The following is a 14,465-nucleotide window of genomic DNA, read 5'->3' as shown; positions in this document are numbered from 1 at the left end:
CCGGAGGCGCCTGCTCCGCCCGCGGTTTTGGTCGACGCCCCGGCCCCGGCACTGCCGGCGCCGGACGCCCCGCCGCCGGCTCCCGTGGGCTTCGACCCGAATGTTCCGCCGCCGCCCGCGCCGGACGCGCCGCCCCCGCCGCCGGTTCACAAGGCGTACAGCGTGAACTGGGACGCCATCGCGCAGTGCGAGTCCGGTGGCAACTGGGGCATCAGCACCGGTAACGGCTTCTCCGGTGGTCTGCAGTTCACCTCGAGCACCTGGCACGCCAACGGCGGCTCGGGGTCCCCGGCCAGCGCCTCCCGCGAGGAGCAGATCCGGGTGGCCGAGAACGTGCTGCACTCGCAGGGCATCGGCGCCTGGCCGGTCTGCGGTCGCCGCGGCTGACCTGCGTCGTCAATAGAGGTACAAGTAGTGCCGGGCCATCGCGCCCGGCACTACTTGTTTTGGGCGTTTTCGTGACGGGGGTGCGTCGGGGGCCCCGACGGGGGGAACGTTCGGGTCAAAGCCCATCGGTTCTGCGTTGGCGGAGGGTACCGCCACCAGGCTGCCGGTGATCGCGGCGAGGATGAGCGTCTTGCGGACGTTCTTCAAATTTCTTCCTTTCGCGGTGCGCGCGCGCCAAAGCAGACCCACCGGAGTGGGTCGGAGGTGCTTGGTTACTGCCGAAAAGGTGCTCGGGGACGTGCCGTCTCGTTCAGGCACGACAGCGGCGGGCTCTCGATCTGCCCGGCGGGGTACTACCCCGGGCCGCGGCGCTTCCGTGCGGTCCGCGGCCCCGCTCGCACGCGGGTCCGTGTGTTCAATTTTCGGTTACTTATCCGTTAACCCGTTTCGGGCTACCAGGGACCGTACGAAACCCGCGCGCATTCGTCATCTTCGGAAATCGGATATCTCGGTTGGGTAACGAGCCGATCACGCCGCGATCGCGGAATCATCTCTGCAGGTCAGTCCAGCGTTTTAGCGCCGTGCCCATCGGTCGGGATCACAATCAAATCGTGAGCCGAATCACGCCCTTTTTGTGAGCTGGCACACGTGTTTGCCGGCTCGGCGAGCCGCCCAGGGCGCGGATATCCCGCCTGGGCGGCCGACGGTGAACCGGCGCAGGGTACAACACGATACGCGAGATCGCCTCCGACACGCCGGAACGGACCGACCATGCGATCATCGACCCTTAGGTTGCTGCCCGGCAATGGATTTCGTAACTCAAGCCGAATCAGCAACCGTATCAACCACTTTCGGTACCGGTGCGCTAGTTTGCCGGAACGTCCTGGATTTCCGAATCGGCGGAGTGCGCGGTTGATTGTCCGGATCCTGAAAACCGCTCTGCACCAAGGCGATTCGATGAAGCAGAGCGCATCGACTCGGGCGTCATTGCGCAGATAACGGCGGACTATGGATTCATGCCAAAACAATGGTCGAATTGGCTCGACGCGATTTATCTAATAGCGTTTCGGTCGCCAATTAAATGGCGGAACCGCCGAGCGTCAGACGCGCGCTTGCGTCGCCGCGCGCAACTCTGCGTCGGTGTTGACGTTCGTCAGGGCGCGCGAATCCGGCAGCACGATCTGCTGCGCATCCGAGGCGTCGATCAGGGCGCTCATTCTGCGCTCGCCGGCGGCGACCAGCGCGTCGACCCGATCGGCGAGATCGGTGCGGTACACCGCGGCCAGGTAGTGGCTGCGGCCGTCCCACGGCAACACCACCTCGGCGTTGGTTTCGGTCGCGAGGTGGACCAGGTCGTCGATGAGTTCGGTGGTCAACAGCGGCATGTCGACGGCGCTGACGAAGGCGAAGCGGGCGCCGGCCTCCGCGGCCGCGCGCAATCCCCGTCCGGTCGCCGACAGCGGCCCCAGCCCTCGCACCTCGTCGCGAATCACACGGGCCTGCAGCGACGGCAGCGGCTGCCCCGGGGCGGCCATCACGAAGACCGGCTCGCAGCGTTGCGCGACGATGCCGACGACGTACTCGGCGAGCGTGCCGGATCCGCCGGGCCCGGGCAGCGTGGCCTTGTCGCGGCCCATGCGGCGCGACTCGCCCCCAGCGACTATCACCCCGGCCAGTGGCACTGTGTCGGGTCCCTGGTCGGCCATGTCAGTCGACGGTCCAGGTGTCGCGCCCGCGCAGCAGCGATTGCAGCGCGGCGGAGTCGAACGGCTTCGACGCCTGTGCGGCGTGGACCTGAGCGCGCGCCGCGTCGTCGTAGGTGGGCCGGCTGATGTTGCGGAAGATGCCCAGCACGGTGTGGTCGAGGTTCTGGTCCGAAAGCCGGGACAGCGCAAACGCGTAGGCCGAGTCGTCGGCGTGGGCGTCGTGCACCACGATCTCGTCGGTGCGCACGTCGGCCGTCTTGGCCACCTCCAGGCTGAAGCCCGACTTCACCACGCAGTATTCGCCGTTGGCGCCGAACACAATCGGCTCGCCGTGGCGGACGTTGATCACCCGCTCCTCGGCGCCCTCCTTGCGCAGCGCGTCGAAGGAGCCGTCGTTGAAGATCGGGCAGTCCTGCAGGATTTCGACGACGGCGGCGCCCCGGTGCTCGGCGGCGGCGCGCAGCACTTCGGTCAGCCCGGTGCGGTCGGAGTCCAGCGCGCGGCCGACGAAGGTCGCCTCGGCGCCCAGCGCCAACGACACCGGGTTGAACGGCTGATCGAGCGAGCCCATTGGCGTCGACTTCGTGACCTTGCCGACCTCCGACGTCGGCGAGTACTGGCCCTTGGTCAGCCCGTAGATCCGGTTGTTGAACAGCAGGATGGTGATGTTGACGTTGCGGCGCAGCGCATGGATCAGGTGGTTGCCGCCGATCGACAACGCATCGCCGTCGCCGGTGACCACCCACACCGAGAGGTCCTCGCGGGCCAGCGCGAGGCCGGTCGCGATGGCCGGCGCCCGGCCGTGGATCGAGTGGAACCCGTAGGTCTCGAGGTAGTACGGGAACCGGCTGGAGCAGCCGATGCCGCTGATGAAGACGATGTTCTCGCGGCGCAGCCCGAGATCGGGCAGGAAGTTGCGGATCGTGTTGAGGATGACGTAGTCACCACAACCGGGGCACCAGCGCACCTCCTGATCACTCGTGAAGTCCTTGGCCTTCTGCGGCTGGTCGTCGGCAGACAACGCGGGGACCCCGTCGTTCTTGGTCAGCCTCGGGGACAAGCCGAGGTCTGTGCCCGCCAGATTGCCCATCAGGTCGGTCATTCGATAGCTCCCGCTCCAACCGTCGCTGCCGCCATTCTGGCGACCATCTTCTTGTCTTGCTCGATTTCGGCCAGCGTGCCGCTCAGCGCGGCGCGGATCAGACGCCCGATCTCGTCCGCCAGGAAGGCCACACCCTGAACCTTGGTGACGGATTGCACGTCCACCAGGTACTTGCCGCGCAGGATCAGCGCGAGCTGACCCAGGTTCATCTCCGGGCATACCACCATCGGGTAGCGCCGTAACACGTCTCCGAGGTTCGCCGGGAACGGGCTCAGGTTGCGCAGGTGCGCGTGCGCGACCTTGATGCCCTTGCGCCGCGCACGCCGGCAGGCCTCGCCGATCGGCCCGTACGAGCTGCCCCACCCGATCAGCAGCAGCTCGGCGTCCCCGGTCGGATCGTCGACTTCCAGGTCGGGCACCGCGATGCCGTCGATCTTGGCCTGCCGAATCCGGACCATGAGGTCGTGGTTGACCGGCTCATAGGAGATGTTGCCGGAGCCGTTCGCCGCTTCCAGGCCGCCGATGCGGTGCTCGAGCCCGGGGGTGCCGGGGACGGCGAACTGCCGGGCGAGCGTCTCCGGGTCGCGGTTGTACGGCTGGAAGGGCTCGCCGGGCTTGGCGAAGGCGTGCGTGATCGGCTGCAGCGAGCCGACGTCCGGGATGCGCCACGGCTCCGAGCCGTTGGCGATCGCGCCGTCGGACAGCACGATCACCGGGGTGTGGTAGGACACCGCGATGCGCACCGCTTCGATGGCGGTCTCGAAGCAGTCGGAAGGAGAGCGCGGCGCGACCACCGCGACCGGGGACTCCCCGTTGCGGCCGTACAGGGCCTGCAGCAGGTCGGCCTGCTCGGTCTTGGTGGGCAGACCGGTCGACGGGCCGCCCCGCTGAACGTCGATGACCAGCAGCGGCAGCTCGGTCATCACGGCCAGGCCCAGCGCTTCGGACTTCAGCGAAATGCCCGGGCCGGACGTGCTGGTGACGCCGAGCGCGCCGCCGTAGGAGGCACCGATCGCGGCGCAGATGCCGCCGATCTCGTCCTCGGCCTGGAAGGTGATCACGTTGAAGTTCTTGTGCTTGGACAGCTCGTGCAAGATGTCCGAGGCCGGCGTGATCGGGTAACTGCCGAGCACGACCTGGATCCCGGCCAACTGGCCGGCCGTGACGATGCCGTAGGACAGCGCGGTGTTGCCCGAGATCTGGCGGTATTCGCCCGACGGCAGGACCGCCCGCGAGACCTCGTACGTCGTCCCGAACGCCTCGGTGGTTTCGCCGTAGTTCCAGCCCGCCTTGAGCGCGAGCACGTTAGCCTCGGCGACGTCGGGCTTGCGGGCGAACTTCTCCCGGATGAACCGCTCGCTGGTCTCGATCGGCCGCCCGTACATCCACGACAGCAGGCCGAGCGCGAACATGTTCTTGGCGCGCTGGCCGTCCTTCTTCGACGCGCCGATCGACTCGACGGCCCCGAGCGTCAGCGTCGTCATCGCGACGGAGTGCACGACGTACTCCTCGAGCTCGTCGGTCTCCAGCGGGTTCGTCACGTAGCCCACCTTGGTCAGGTTGCGCTTGGTGAACTCGTCGGAATTCGCGATGACCATTCCGCCGCGCGGCAGGTCGCCGATGTTGGCCTTGAGCGCCGCCGGATTCATCGCGACCAGGACGTCGGGGCGGTCGCCGGCGGTCAGGATGTCGTAGTCGGCGATCTGAATCTGGAACGACGAAACTCCGGGCAATGTGCCTGCGGGAGCGCGGATCTCGGCGGGATAGTTCGGCTGGGTCGCCAGGTCGTTGCCGAAAAGGGCTGCCTCGGAGGTGAACCGGTCGCCGGTCAGCTGCATGCCGTCGCCGGAGTCCCCGGCGAATCGAATGACAACTTGTTCTAGACGCTGGCGGTCCGACCCATTGCGAGAGGAGCCATTGGGAGAATCAGACCCGGCCCCACTGCCGTTCGGATCCACTTATCCGCCTTCCATTCGTCAACCGGATAGGCACTTCGCGCTGAAGCATTAGGGTACGCGCCGTCGGGGCGCCGCCCTTGCCCACAAGCTTGTGTGTCACTGGTAGTACCAATTATGGCACTTCTTTAAGGAAAGCATGGGCGTCTCGAAAGCATTGCATGCAGCGGATTTACGGTTAAATACCGAAGTCAGCGCGGGCTACTGGTGCGTAGGCAGCGAAAGTGTGGTATTGGTCACGTCGACCTGCCCGGCAAGCGCTGCGAATGCGGCGCCGTCTCGGGCATCGCGACGAGATACAACACGAGGCCCGCGGCGGCCAGGGCACCGAGGAAGGCGAAGGCGGCGTCGTAGCCGGCCGCCACCACGATCGAGCCGGCAACCAGGTTCGAGACCGCAGCGCCGATGCCCGTCGCCGCCGTCACCGCGCCCAGGCTGATGTTGAACCGACCGGTTCCGTGCGTCACGTCCTGCACGACGAGCGGAAACAACGCGCCGAACACACCGGCCCCCACGCCGTCGAGCAGTTGCACGCCTACCAGCCAGTACGAGTTGTCGGACAGGGTGTAGAGAAATCCGCGCGCGGCCAAGACCGCGAATCCGACCAAGAAAATGGGTTTGCGCCCCCAGGAATCGGCCTTGGCCCCGGCCAGGTAGGCCACCGGGACCATGACGACCTGCGCGGCCACGATGCACCCCGCCATCAGCGCGGTCCCGACGTCTTTGTTGTGCAACGCCAACAGCTGGCCGACCAGGGGAAGCATCGCCGCGTTGGCGAAGTGAAAGGCGATGACCGTGACGGCGAAAATCATCAGCCGGCGATTGTGCAGCAGCACCGCCAGCCGCGACGGCTGCTGGTGCGGCTCGCCCGGGGCGTGGTCCATACCCCGCGCCACATCGTGGTCGATCGCGTCGGCCGGAATCCGCAGAGTTGCAACGACACTGCCGGCCGCCATCGCGGCGAGCACCCAGAACACCACCGCGGGCCCAAAGAAGTAGGCCAAGACACCGGTGACGGCCGCGGCCGACGCGTTTCCCGCGTGATTGAACGACTCGTTGCGCCCGACCCGCCGCGAGAAGAGACGAGGGCCGACCGCACCAAGGGTGATCGCGGCCAACGCCGGCGCGAAGACGGAACCCGCGACTCCGGTGAGTGCCTGCAGCACCGAGATCGAGTAGAAGCCCGGAAACAATGGCATCGCCAACGATCCGGCGGTGACGGTCAGCGCGCCCGCGATGATCACCGCGCGCTTAGCCGTCGTCCGGTCGACCAGCGCGCCGGCCGGGGCCTGAGCGACGATCGCCCCGATGCCGCCGACCGCCATGACGAACCCGATCGACCCCTGGTCCCAGTGATGAGTGACCAGCAGATAGACCGACAGGTACGGGCCCAACCCGTCGCGAACATCGGCCAGCAGGAAGTTGAGCAGGTCCAGCCCACGCGCCAGGCGCCGCGGAACCTCGGCCGGGCTGTTCAAAGCTTCAGGCGGCCGGAATCAGAGAATTGCTTAGGCGCTCTTGTCGCGGCGTTCGCTGCGCGACGGCTTGCGCGGCACGATCGTCGGCAGGACGTTGTCCTGCACCGTCTCTTTGGTCACCACGACTTTGGCGACGTCGTCGCGGCTCGGGATGTCGTACATCACCGGCAGCAGGACCTCTTCCATTATCGCGCGCAGGCCTCGGGCGCCGGTGCCGCGGTGGATCGCCTGGTCGGCGATCGCCTCCAGCGCGTCGTCGGTGAACTCCAGCTCCACACCGTCCATTTCGAAGAGGCGCGTGTACTGCTTGACCAACGCGTTCTTCGGCTCGGACAGGATCTTGACCAACGACTCCATGTCCAGGTTGGTGACCGACGCGACCACCGGGAGCCGCCCGATGAACTCGGGGATCAGGCCGAACTTGATCAGGTCCTCGGGCATGACGTCGGCGAAGTGATCGGTGGTGTCGATCTCGGCCTTGGAGCGCACCTCGGCGCCGAAGCCCAGGCCGCGCTTGCCGACCCGCTCGTAGATGATCTTCTCCAGCCCGGCGAACGCACCCGCGACGATGAACAACACGTTGGTGGTGTCGATCTGGATGAACTCCTGGTGCGGGTGCTTGCGGCCGCCCTGGGGGGGAACCGACGCCTGGGTGCCCTCCAGGATCTTCAGCAGGGCCTGCTGAACGCCCTCGCCGGACACGTCGCGGGTGATCGACGGGTTCTCGCTCTTGCGGGCGATCTTGTCGACCTCGTCGATGTAGATGATGCCGGTCTCGGCGCGCTTGACGTCATAGTCGGCCGCCTGGATCAGCTTGAGCAAGATGTTCTCGACGTCCTCGCCGACGTAGCCGGCCTCGGTGAGCGCGGTGGCGTCGGCGATGGCGAACGGCACGTTGAGCATCTTGGCCAGCGTCTGGGCGAGGTAGGTCTTGCCGCAGCCGGTGGGGCCGAGCATCAAGATGTTGGACTTGGTCAGCTCGACGGGCTCGGACCGTGAGTCGCGGCCCTTCTCCCCGGCCTGAATCCGCTTGTAGTGGTTGTAGACGGCGACGGCCAGGGTGCGCTTGGCGGTGTCCTGCCCGATGACATATCCCTCCAGGAACTCCCGGATCTCGGCGGGCTTGGGCAGTTCGTCGAGCTTGACGTCGTCGGCGTCGGCGAGTTCCTCTTCGATGATCTCGTTACAGAGGTCTATGCACTCATCGCAGATGTACACACCGGGGCCAGCAATGAGTTTCTTGACTTGCTTTTGGCTCTTCCCGCAGAACGAGCACTTAAGCAGGTCACCGCCGTCTCCGATGCGCGCCATGGTGCTGAGGGCCTACTTCCTGTTCGCCGTTCGTCGTGCTATGCCGCATGTATTCCCCGACGCTACCCGCTTGCTTGGGCCCCCCGCGACCATTACCGCCGAATCGCGTCGTTGGTATTCATGTCCGTTGTCTGCATGAAACATATAGGCAGACCGCGCCCCTCACTCGCCGAGACGCGCAATCCGTGTTTTTGGCGTGTCGCGCTCGTTACCCGATCGAATCCAGTGGGCTGCCACAACCCTACAGTTATCGGGTGGGATTGGCTTTCGGTTTTGGAGGGCCAACCGAGCCCGTCCTGATCGGCGACGGCGGCCTGGCGACCGAGCTGGAGGCGCGTGGGCACGATCTTTCGGACCCGCTGTGGTCGGCAAGGTTGCTGGCAGACGCGCCGCAGGAGATCGTCGCCGTGCACGCCGCGTTTTTCCGGGCCGGCGCCGCGATCGCGACCACGGCCAGCTATCAGGCGTCGTTCGAGGGTTTCGCGGCTCGCGGAATCGACCGGAACGAATCCGCCGCCCTGCTGCGCCGCAGCGTCGAGCTGGCGAGGGCGGCGCGCGCCGAAGCCGGCGCGGGCGGGCTGATCGTCGCCGCCTCCGTCGGCCCGTACGGCGCGGCGCTGGCCGACGGCTCCGAATATCGCGGACGCTACGGCCTGTCCGTCGCCGCCCTGCGGCGGTGGCACCGGCCCCGCCTGGAGACCCTGGCCGCCGCCGGGGCGGACGTGCTGGCGTGCGAGACGGTGCCCGACGTCGACGAGGCCGAGGCGCTTGTCGATCTGGTCCGCTCCGCCGGGGTGCCGGCGTGGCTCAGCTACACCATCGAGGGGGCGACGACCCGGGCCGGACAACCGCTGGCCGAGGCGTTCGCGGTGGCCGCCGGGGTCCCGGAGATCGTGGCGATCGGCGTCAACTGCTGCGCGCCCCACGACGTGCTGCCCGCGATCCCGTTGGCCGGCGCGGTCGGCAAGCCGGTGATCGTCTACCCGAACAGCGGCGAGCGCTGGGACGGACGCAGTTGGGTTGGGCCGTCGCGGTTCGACGCGGAGCTGGCGCGCCAGTGGGTGGCGGCAGGGGCGCGGATCGTCGGCGGCTGCTGCCGGGTCGGACCCGCCGACATCGCGGCGCTTCGCCGAGCGTGCAGTCAGCGCGAAAAATCAGCCGAAAACTCGCAGTGAGTGCACGTTCGGCGCGAGGGCGTTAGGCCGTCTGCGCCGAGAGCTTCCGGTATTCCAGGACGGTGTCGATGATCCCGTAGTCCTTGGCCTCTTCGGCCGTCAGGATCTTGTCCCGGTCGGTGTCCTTGCGGATGACCGACGCGTCCTTGCCGGTGTGGCGGGCCAGCGTGGTCTCCATCAGCGTGCGCATCCGCTCGATCTCGGCGGCCTGGATCTCCAGGTCGGAGAACTGGCCCTGGATCACGCCGGACAGCGACGGCTGGTGGATCAGCACGCGGGCGTTGGGCAGCGCCATCCGCTTGCCCGGCGTCCCGGCGGCCAGCAGCACCGCCGCCGCCGACGCGGCCTGGCCCAGGCACACGGTCTGGATGTCGGCGCGCACGTACTGCATGGTGTCGTAAATCGCCATCAGCGAGGTGAACCCGCCGCCGGGCGAGTTGATGTACATGGTGATGTCGCGGTCGGGGTCCAGCGACTCCAGCACCAGCAGCTGCGCCATGATGTCGTTCGCCGACGCGTCATCGACCTGGACGCCGAGGAAGATGATGCGCTCCTCGAACAGCTTGTTGTACGGGTTGGATTCCTTGACACCGAAGCTGGAGTGCTCGATGAACGACGGCAGGATGTACCGCGCCTGGGGTTGTATTTCGGGATTCACTGGGCTTCTCCGTTGGTGATGTGAGCGGCGCGGGTGATGATGTGGTCGACGAAACCGTATTCGAGGGCTTCCTGGGCGGTGAACCAGCGGTCGCGGTCGGAGTCGGCCTCGATCCGTTCGATGGACTGGCCGGTGAATTCGGCGTTGAGCCGGAACATCTCCTTCTTGATGACCGTGAACTGCTCGGCCTGGATGGCGATGTCGGCCGCGCTGCCGGTCACCCCGCCCAGCGGCTGGTGCATCAGGATGCGGGCGTGCGGCAGCGCGTAGCGCTTGCCCTTGGTGCCGGCCGCGAGCAGGAACTCGCCCATCGAGGCGGCCATGCCCATCGCGTAGGTGGCGATGTCGCAGGGCGCCAGCACCATGGTGTCGTAGATCGCCATCCCGGCGCTGATCGACCCGCCCGGGGAGTTGATGTAGAGCGAGATGTCCTTGTCGGCGTCCTCCGCGGCGAGCAGCAGGATCTGCGCGCACAGCCGGTTGGCGACCTCGTCGTTCACCTCCGAACCCAGGAAGATGATGCGCTCGGAGAGCAAGCGCTCATAGACCGAGTCCGTGAGGTTGAGCCCCTGCGAGGGCGCACGCATGTCAGTCACGACTGGGTTACCTGCTTTCTCGAGTTCTTCTCTGTTCCGACCCTAACCAACCAAGCCCACCGTGTGCCGGTCACGCGCCCCCTGAAATGGGCCCGTTCGCTCACAGCGTCATCGCGGGTCACTTCGCCTCGTCGTCGGCCTCAGCGGCTTCATCGGCGTCCTCGGAATCCTGACCTTCGTCGGCCGCCTCGACCTCCGCAGCCTGCTCGGCCTCGCCAGCCTCCGCGGCCTCGTCCGGAGCGTCGCCCCGCTTGCCGAAGAACTCGCTCGTGTCGATGGTGTTGCCGTCGGTGTCGGTGACCGTCGCCGCCTCCACCGCCGCCGCGACGGCCAGCCCGCGGCGCACATCGGCGAACATGGCCCCCAGCTGGTTGTTCTCCTGCAGGTAGGTGAACAGCTGCTGCGGCTCGATGCCGTACTGCCGGGACGTCATCACCAGTCGCTCGGTCAGGTCCTCCTGGCCGACCTGGATTTCCAGTTCGTCGGCCAGCGCGTCCAACAACAGCTGCTTCTTGACGTCCGACTCGGCGGCGTTGTGCGCGTCGACTTCGAACTGCTGGCGCGACTTGCCCTGCTCGCGCAGCGCCTCCGCGAACTTGGCCTCGTCGTGCTCGAAGCTGTGCAGCGCGTTGTGCACGGCGCTGTCGACCTGAGCCTTCACGATCGCCTCGGGCAGCGGCACGTCGACCTGCTCGAGAATCGCGTCGATCGTGGCGTCGCGGATCTGCTCCGCCTGCTGGGCGCGCTTGACCCGGCCCACCTGCTCGCGGAGGTTGGAACGCAGCTCGTCGATCGTGTCGAACTCGCTGGCCAATTGGGCGAACTCGTCGTCGGGCTCGGGCAGTTCACGTTCCTTGACCGACCTGACGGTGACGGTGACCTGTGCGTCCTTGCCCGCGTGCTCCCCCGTCGCCAACTTCGCGGTGAACTCTTTGGACTCGTCGACGGACAGGCCGACCAGCGCGTCGTCCAGGCCCGCGATGAGCCGGCCTGAGCCCACCTCGTGCGACAGGCCCTCCGCGGCAGCGTTGGGTACCTCCTCGCCGTCGACGGTGGCCGACAGGTCGATCGAGACGAAGTCGCCGAGCGCAACCGGGCGCTCGACTCCCTTCAGCGTGCCGAACCGCGCGCGCAACGACTCCAGTTCGGCGTCGACGTCGTCGTCGCTGACCTCGATCGGGTCGACCGAGACCTTCAGCGAGCCGAGGTCGGGAAGGGTGATCTTCGGACGCACGTCGACCTCGGCGGTGAACGCCAGCTCCTCGCCGTACTCCTTCTTGGTGACCTCGATCTCGGGCTGGCCGATCGGCTCGACCTCCGCCTCGGCGACCGCCTGTCCGTACCGGGCGGGCAGCGCGTCGTTGACGACCTGGTCGAGCATCGCCTCACGGCCGAAACGCGCCTCGAGCAGCCTGGCCGGCGCCTTGCCCGGCCGGAATCCTGGCAGCCGGACCTGCTTGGCCAGCTCCTTGTAGGCGCGTTGGAAATCGGGCTCGAGTTCGGTGAACGGCACCTCAACGTTGATGCGCACCCGGGTGGGGCTCAACTGCTCGACGCTGCTCTTCACGGGTGTGCTCCTCGGTATTCGGTGGATCGGCGCGGCATTGGTCGGGGTGACAGGATTTGAACCTGCGGCCTTCCGCTCCCAAAGCGGATGCGCTACCAAGCTGCGCTACACCCCGCGCTGACCTCGCAGATCCTACGGCCCTTCAACGCAATGGTGGCCGTCGGCTCCGCAGCGACCGTCAAGACGTGCGGGACCTCACGGGGCGATCACAAAACCGCTTCGATTAGATTTGATGTTCGCCGCCAGATACAGTCTCGCTCGACTAAAACTTGCGGGCGTAGCTCAATGGTAGAGCCCTAGTCTTCCAAACTAGCTACGCGGGTTCGATTCCCGTCGCCCGCTCGGGCTAATGCTTGCTCGACAGAAAGGCGCCATGAGCGACGTCGAACTGAAGGGCTCATGCTCGGGGGACTTCGTCGGTGTACGCGACGCGTTCGAGCGCAACTTTGTGCTGCAGGGAGAGGTGGGGGCTGCCGTCGCGGTGTGGGTCGACGGGGAGCTCGTCGTAAACCTCTGGGGCGGTTGGGCCGACGCCGCCCGCACCAAGCCGTGGCAACAGAACACCCTGACGACGGTCCTGTCGGGCACCAAGGGGATGACGGCCACCTGCATCCACCAGCTGGCCGATCGCGGCGAGCTGGACCTGCACGCGCCGGTGGCGCGCTACTGGCCCGAGTTCGCGCAGGCGGGCAAGGAAGCCATCACGCTGGCCATGGTGATGAGCCACCGCTCCGGCGTCATCGGGCCGCGCACCCGGATGCGCTGGGAGGACGTCGCCGACTGGGACTTCGTCTGCCGGCAGCTCGCCGCCGCCGAACCATGGTGGGAGCCTGGCACCGCGCAGGGCTACCACATGACCACGTTCGGCTTCATCCTCGGTGAGGTGTTCCGCCGCGTCACGGGCCGCACCCTCGGTGAGTACCTACGCACCGAGATCGCCGAACCGCTCGGCGCCGACGTCCACATCGGCCTGTCTCCCGCCGAGCAACGGCGCTGCGCGGAGCGGGTCAACAAGCCGCACGCCCGGGACCTGCTGGCCGAGGCGCAGGCGCCCGGCTACCCGACCAGCCTGACCGAACACCCCAAGGCGGCGCTGTCGATATCGATGGGCTTCGCGCCCGACGACGAACTCGGCTCGCACGACCTGGAGCTGTGGCGCCAGCTCGAATTCCCGGGCACCAACGGCCAGGTGTCGGCCCTGGGGCTGGCGACCTTCTATAACGGGCTCGCGCAGGAACGGCTGCTGACCCGCGAGCACATGGAACGGGTCCGGGTGTCGCAGGGTGGCTTCGAAACCGACCTGGTGCTGGGGCCGCGCGTCGCCGACCACGGCTGGGGCCTGGGCTACATGCTCAACCAGCGGTGCGTCAACGGACCCAATCCCCGCATCTTCGGCCACGGCGGCCTGGGTGGCTCATTCGGGTTTGTCGACCTCGAGCACCGAATCGGCTACGCGTACGTGATGAATCGCTTCGACGCCACCAAGGCCAACGCCGACCCGCGGAGCGTCGCGCTCAGCGACGAGGTCTACGCCGCGCTGGGCGTCATCGAGCGCGCCCAAACGTAAGACCGCACCCCGCCGAACCGTTGCCGGCGGGGCGCGGTCGTTCGGTCAACGGATCAGCGATGGTCCCAACCAGGGCCGCCGGGGCCGCCGGGGCCACGCCACGGTTCGGGGTGCGGGTTGGGGCCCGGCCCGCGCCAGTTGTCATGGCAGTGCCCGCGGTCCCAGTTGTCTCCCCAGCCCGGGTCCCAGAAGTCCCCGGGGCACCATTGCGGGAACGGCCCGGGCTGCGCTTGCGCCTCGGGTGACGCGCCCAGCCCCGCCAGGCCAAGACCGACGAGCATCGCGAAAACGGTTGCAACTAAACGTGGAAAGAGTTTCACGGTCGCAACTAATACCCGACGGAAGCCGCGCCCAAACAGTAGACGCCGGCGTTTCTTGCTTGGGGTTTCCTGTCAGCGGCAGGATTCCGTCACTTCTGACAGTTGGGGCACCAGAACACGTTTCGGCCCTCCAACACCTGGGTGCGGATCGGCCCGCCGCACACGCGGCACGCCTCCCCCGCGCGCCGGTACACGTAGGTGCGTGGCCGCCCTTGCCGGTACGACGGTGTGCGAGGTCATCGACGAAGGTCAGGTCAGCGACATCGTGGCCAAGCTCGGTCCCGACCCGTTGCGCAACGACGCCGACCCGGCGTGGCCGTGGGCTCGAATCAGCAAGTCACGCAAGCCGATTGGCGCGTTGCTGATGGACCAGACCGTGATCGCCGGCGTGGGTAACGTCTATCGCAGCGAATTGCTGTTCCGCCACCGCATCGATCCGTTCCGGCTCGGCCGCGAGATCGGCGAGGCGGAGTTCGACGCGGCGTGGATCGATCTGGTGGCGCTGATGAAGGTGGGTTTGCGCCGCGGCCAGATCGTCGTCGTGCTGCCCGAACACGACCACGGCCCACCGTCGTACCGGCAAGGGCGGCCACGCACCTACGTGTACCGGCGCGCGGGGGAGGCGTGCCGCGTGTGCGGCGGG

At 67.3% G+C, this 14,465-nt stretch carries 14 protein-coding genes, 2 tRNA genes and 1 pseudogene; 5 read left to right on the top strand and 12 right to left on the bottom strand.

What is annotated here, in order from left to right; translation table 11 throughout:
• Window positions 1–387 (top strand): transglycosylase family protein (locus A5706_RS34490; RefSeq protein WP_304528405.1); only part of this gene is annotated, 387 nt, incomplete at its 5' end.
• 9 nt (window positions 388–396) lie between these two features.
• On the opposite strand, the gene A5706_RS32490 is transcribed toward A5706_RS34490, so the two are convergent.
• The 6 genes from A5706_RS32490 to clpX form a co-directional block, all read right to left on the bottom strand.
• On the bottom strand, window positions 397–594 hold the full coding sequence (locus A5706_RS32490; protein ID WP_231985375.1) for a hypothetical protein: 198 nt from the start codon (window positions 592–594) through the stop codon (window positions 397–399).
• 893 nt (window positions 595–1,487) lie between these two features.
• Complete coding sequence (gene mobA / locus A5706_RS22045; protein WP_068135278.1) at window positions 1,488–2,093, bottom strand: molybdenum cofactor guanylyltransferase; 606 nt, start codon at window positions 2,091–2,093, stop codon at window positions 1,488–1,490.
• A 1-nt stretch (window position 2,094) separates the two neighbouring features.
• On the bottom strand, window positions 2,095–3,195 hold the full coding sequence (locus A5706_RS22040) for a 2-oxoacid:ferredoxin oxidoreductase subunit beta (protein WP_068135276.1): 1,101 nt from the start codon (window positions 3,193–3,195) through the stop codon (window positions 2,095–2,097).
• Entirely contained in the window at window positions 3,192–5,153 is a 1,962-nt protein-coding gene (locus A5706_RS22035) for a 2-oxoacid:acceptor oxidoreductase subunit alpha (RefSeq protein ID WP_082964548.1), read from the bottom strand. The genes A5706_RS22040 and A5706_RS22035 overlap by 4 nt, the downstream gene beginning before the upstream one ends.
• A gap of 233 nt (window positions 5,154–5,386) precedes the next feature.
• Window positions 5,387–6,628 (bottom strand): MFS transporter, encoded by a 1,242-nt coding sequence (locus tag A5706_RS22030; protein WP_068135270.1) that lies wholly within the window; start codon window positions 6,626–6,628, stop codon window positions 5,387–5,389.
• 30 nt (window positions 6,629–6,658) lie between these two features.
• The gene (clpX, locus tag A5706_RS22025) at window positions 6,659–7,939 is read right to left on the bottom strand and encodes an ATP-dependent Clp protease ATP-binding subunit ClpX (RefSeq protein ID WP_067159263.1); all 1,281 of its coding nucleotides are present in this window, start codon (window positions 7,937–7,939) and stop codon (window positions 6,659–6,661) included.
• Window positions 7,940–8,193: 254 nt separating this feature from the next.
• Between clpX and mmuM the strand changes: the two genes are divergently transcribed.
• Window positions 8,194–9,114, top strand: a complete 921-nt coding sequence (mmuM, locus tag A5706_RS22020) for a homocysteine S-methyltransferase (protein ID WP_369831936.1) — start codon at window positions 8,194–8,196, stop codon at window positions 9,112–9,114.
• A gap of 22 nt (window positions 9,115–9,136) precedes the next feature.
• Here the strand turns inward: mmuM and clpP2 are convergent, their stop codons facing one another.
• The 4 genes from clpP2 to A5706_RS22000 all read right to left on the bottom strand — a co-directional run bounded on the left by clpP2 (window position 9,137) and on the right by A5706_RS22000 (window position 12,050).
• A complete protein-coding gene (clpP2, locus tag A5706_RS22015) occupies window positions 9,137–9,772 on the bottom strand; it encodes an ATP-dependent CLP protease proteolytic subunit ClpP2 (protein WP_066941839.1) in 636 nt (211 codons plus the stop codon).
• On the bottom strand, window positions 9,769–10,359 hold the full coding sequence (clpP1, locus tag A5706_RS22010; protein ID WP_068135267.1) for an ATP-dependent CLP protease proteolytic subunit ClpP1: 591 nt from the start codon (window positions 10,357–10,359) through the stop codon (window positions 9,769–9,771). Before clpP1 ends, clpP2 begins: the two co-directional genes overlap by 4 nt.
• Before the next feature lie 127 nt (window positions 10,360–10,486).
• Window positions 10,487–11,935: a trigger factor gene (tig, locus tag A5706_RS22005; protein ID WP_068135264.1), complete on the bottom strand. Its 1,449-nt coding sequence runs from the start codon at window positions 11,933–11,935 to the stop codon at window positions 10,487–10,489.
• A 38-nt stretch (window positions 11,936–11,973) separates the two neighbouring features.
• Window positions 11,974–12,050, bottom strand: a tRNA-Pro gene (locus A5706_RS22000).
• A 156-nt stretch (window positions 12,051–12,206) separates the two neighbouring features.
• Between A5706_RS22000 and A5706_RS21995 the strand changes: the two genes are divergently transcribed.
• A tRNA-Gly gene (locus A5706_RS21995) sits at window positions 12,207–12,277 on the top strand.
• A gap of 31 nt (window positions 12,278–12,308) precedes the next feature.
• The gene (locus A5706_RS21990; protein ID WP_068135262.1) at window positions 12,309–13,502 is read left to right on the top strand and encodes a serine hydrolase domain-containing protein; all 1,194 of its coding nucleotides are present in this window, start codon (window positions 12,309–12,311) and stop codon (window positions 13,500–13,502) included.
• Between the two features lie 53 nt (window positions 13,503–13,555).
• On the opposite strand, the gene A5706_RS32485 is transcribed toward A5706_RS21990, so the two are convergent.
• On the bottom strand, window positions 13,556–13,783 hold the full coding sequence (locus tag A5706_RS32485; RefSeq protein ID WP_231985374.1) for a hypothetical protein: 228 nt from the start codon (window positions 13,781–13,783) through the stop codon (window positions 13,556–13,558).
• 128 nt (window positions 13,784–13,911) lie between these two features.
• Window positions 13,912–13,986: a zinc finger domain-containing protein gene (locus A5706_RS35330; RefSeq protein ID WP_369831938.1), complete on the bottom strand. Its 75-nt coding sequence runs from the start codon at window positions 13,984–13,986 to the stop codon at window positions 13,912–13,914.
• A gap of 47 nt (window positions 13,987–14,033) precedes the next feature.
• Between A5706_RS35330 and A5706_RS21985 the strand changes: the two are divergent.
• A pseudogene (locus A5706_RS21985) lies at window positions 14,034–14,465 on the top strand (Fpg/Nei family DNA glycosylase); the annotation flags it as partial.

This window comes from Mycobacterium sp. E796, from assembly GCF_001672815.1.
GTDB lineage: Bacteria > Actinomycetota > Actinomycetes > Mycobacteriales > Mycobacteriaceae > Mycobacterium.
This window is presented reverse-complemented; position numbering and strand designations above follow the sequence as displayed.

What these genes read in the sequence shown, in the direction of transcription:
- clpP1 (WP_068135267.1), bottom strand. Translation starts at nt 10,359, where the DNA reads ATGCGTGCGCCCTCGCAGGGGCTCAACCTCACGGACTCGGTCTATGAG.
- mobA (WP_068135278.1), bottom strand. Translation starts at nt 2,093, where the DNA reads ATGGCCGACCAGGGACCCGACACAGTGCCACTGGCCGGGGTGATAGTC.
- A5706_RS22040 (WP_068135276.1), bottom strand. Translation starts at nt 3,195, where the DNA reads ATGACCGACCTGATGGGCAATCTGGCGGGCACAGACCTCGGCTTGTCC.
- A5706_RS32485 (WP_231985374.1), bottom strand. Translation starts at nt 13,783, where the DNA reads ATGCTCGTCGGTCTTGGCCTGGCGGGGCTGGGCGCGTCACCCGAGGCG.
- clpX (WP_067159263.1), bottom strand. Translation starts at nt 7,939, where the DNA reads ATGGCGCGCATCGGAGACGGCGGTGACCTGCTTAAGTGCTCGTTCTGC.
- A5706_RS21990 (WP_068135262.1), top strand. Translation starts at nt 12,309, where the DNA reads ATGAGCGACGTCGAACTGAAGGGCTCATGCTCGGGGGACTTCGTCGGT.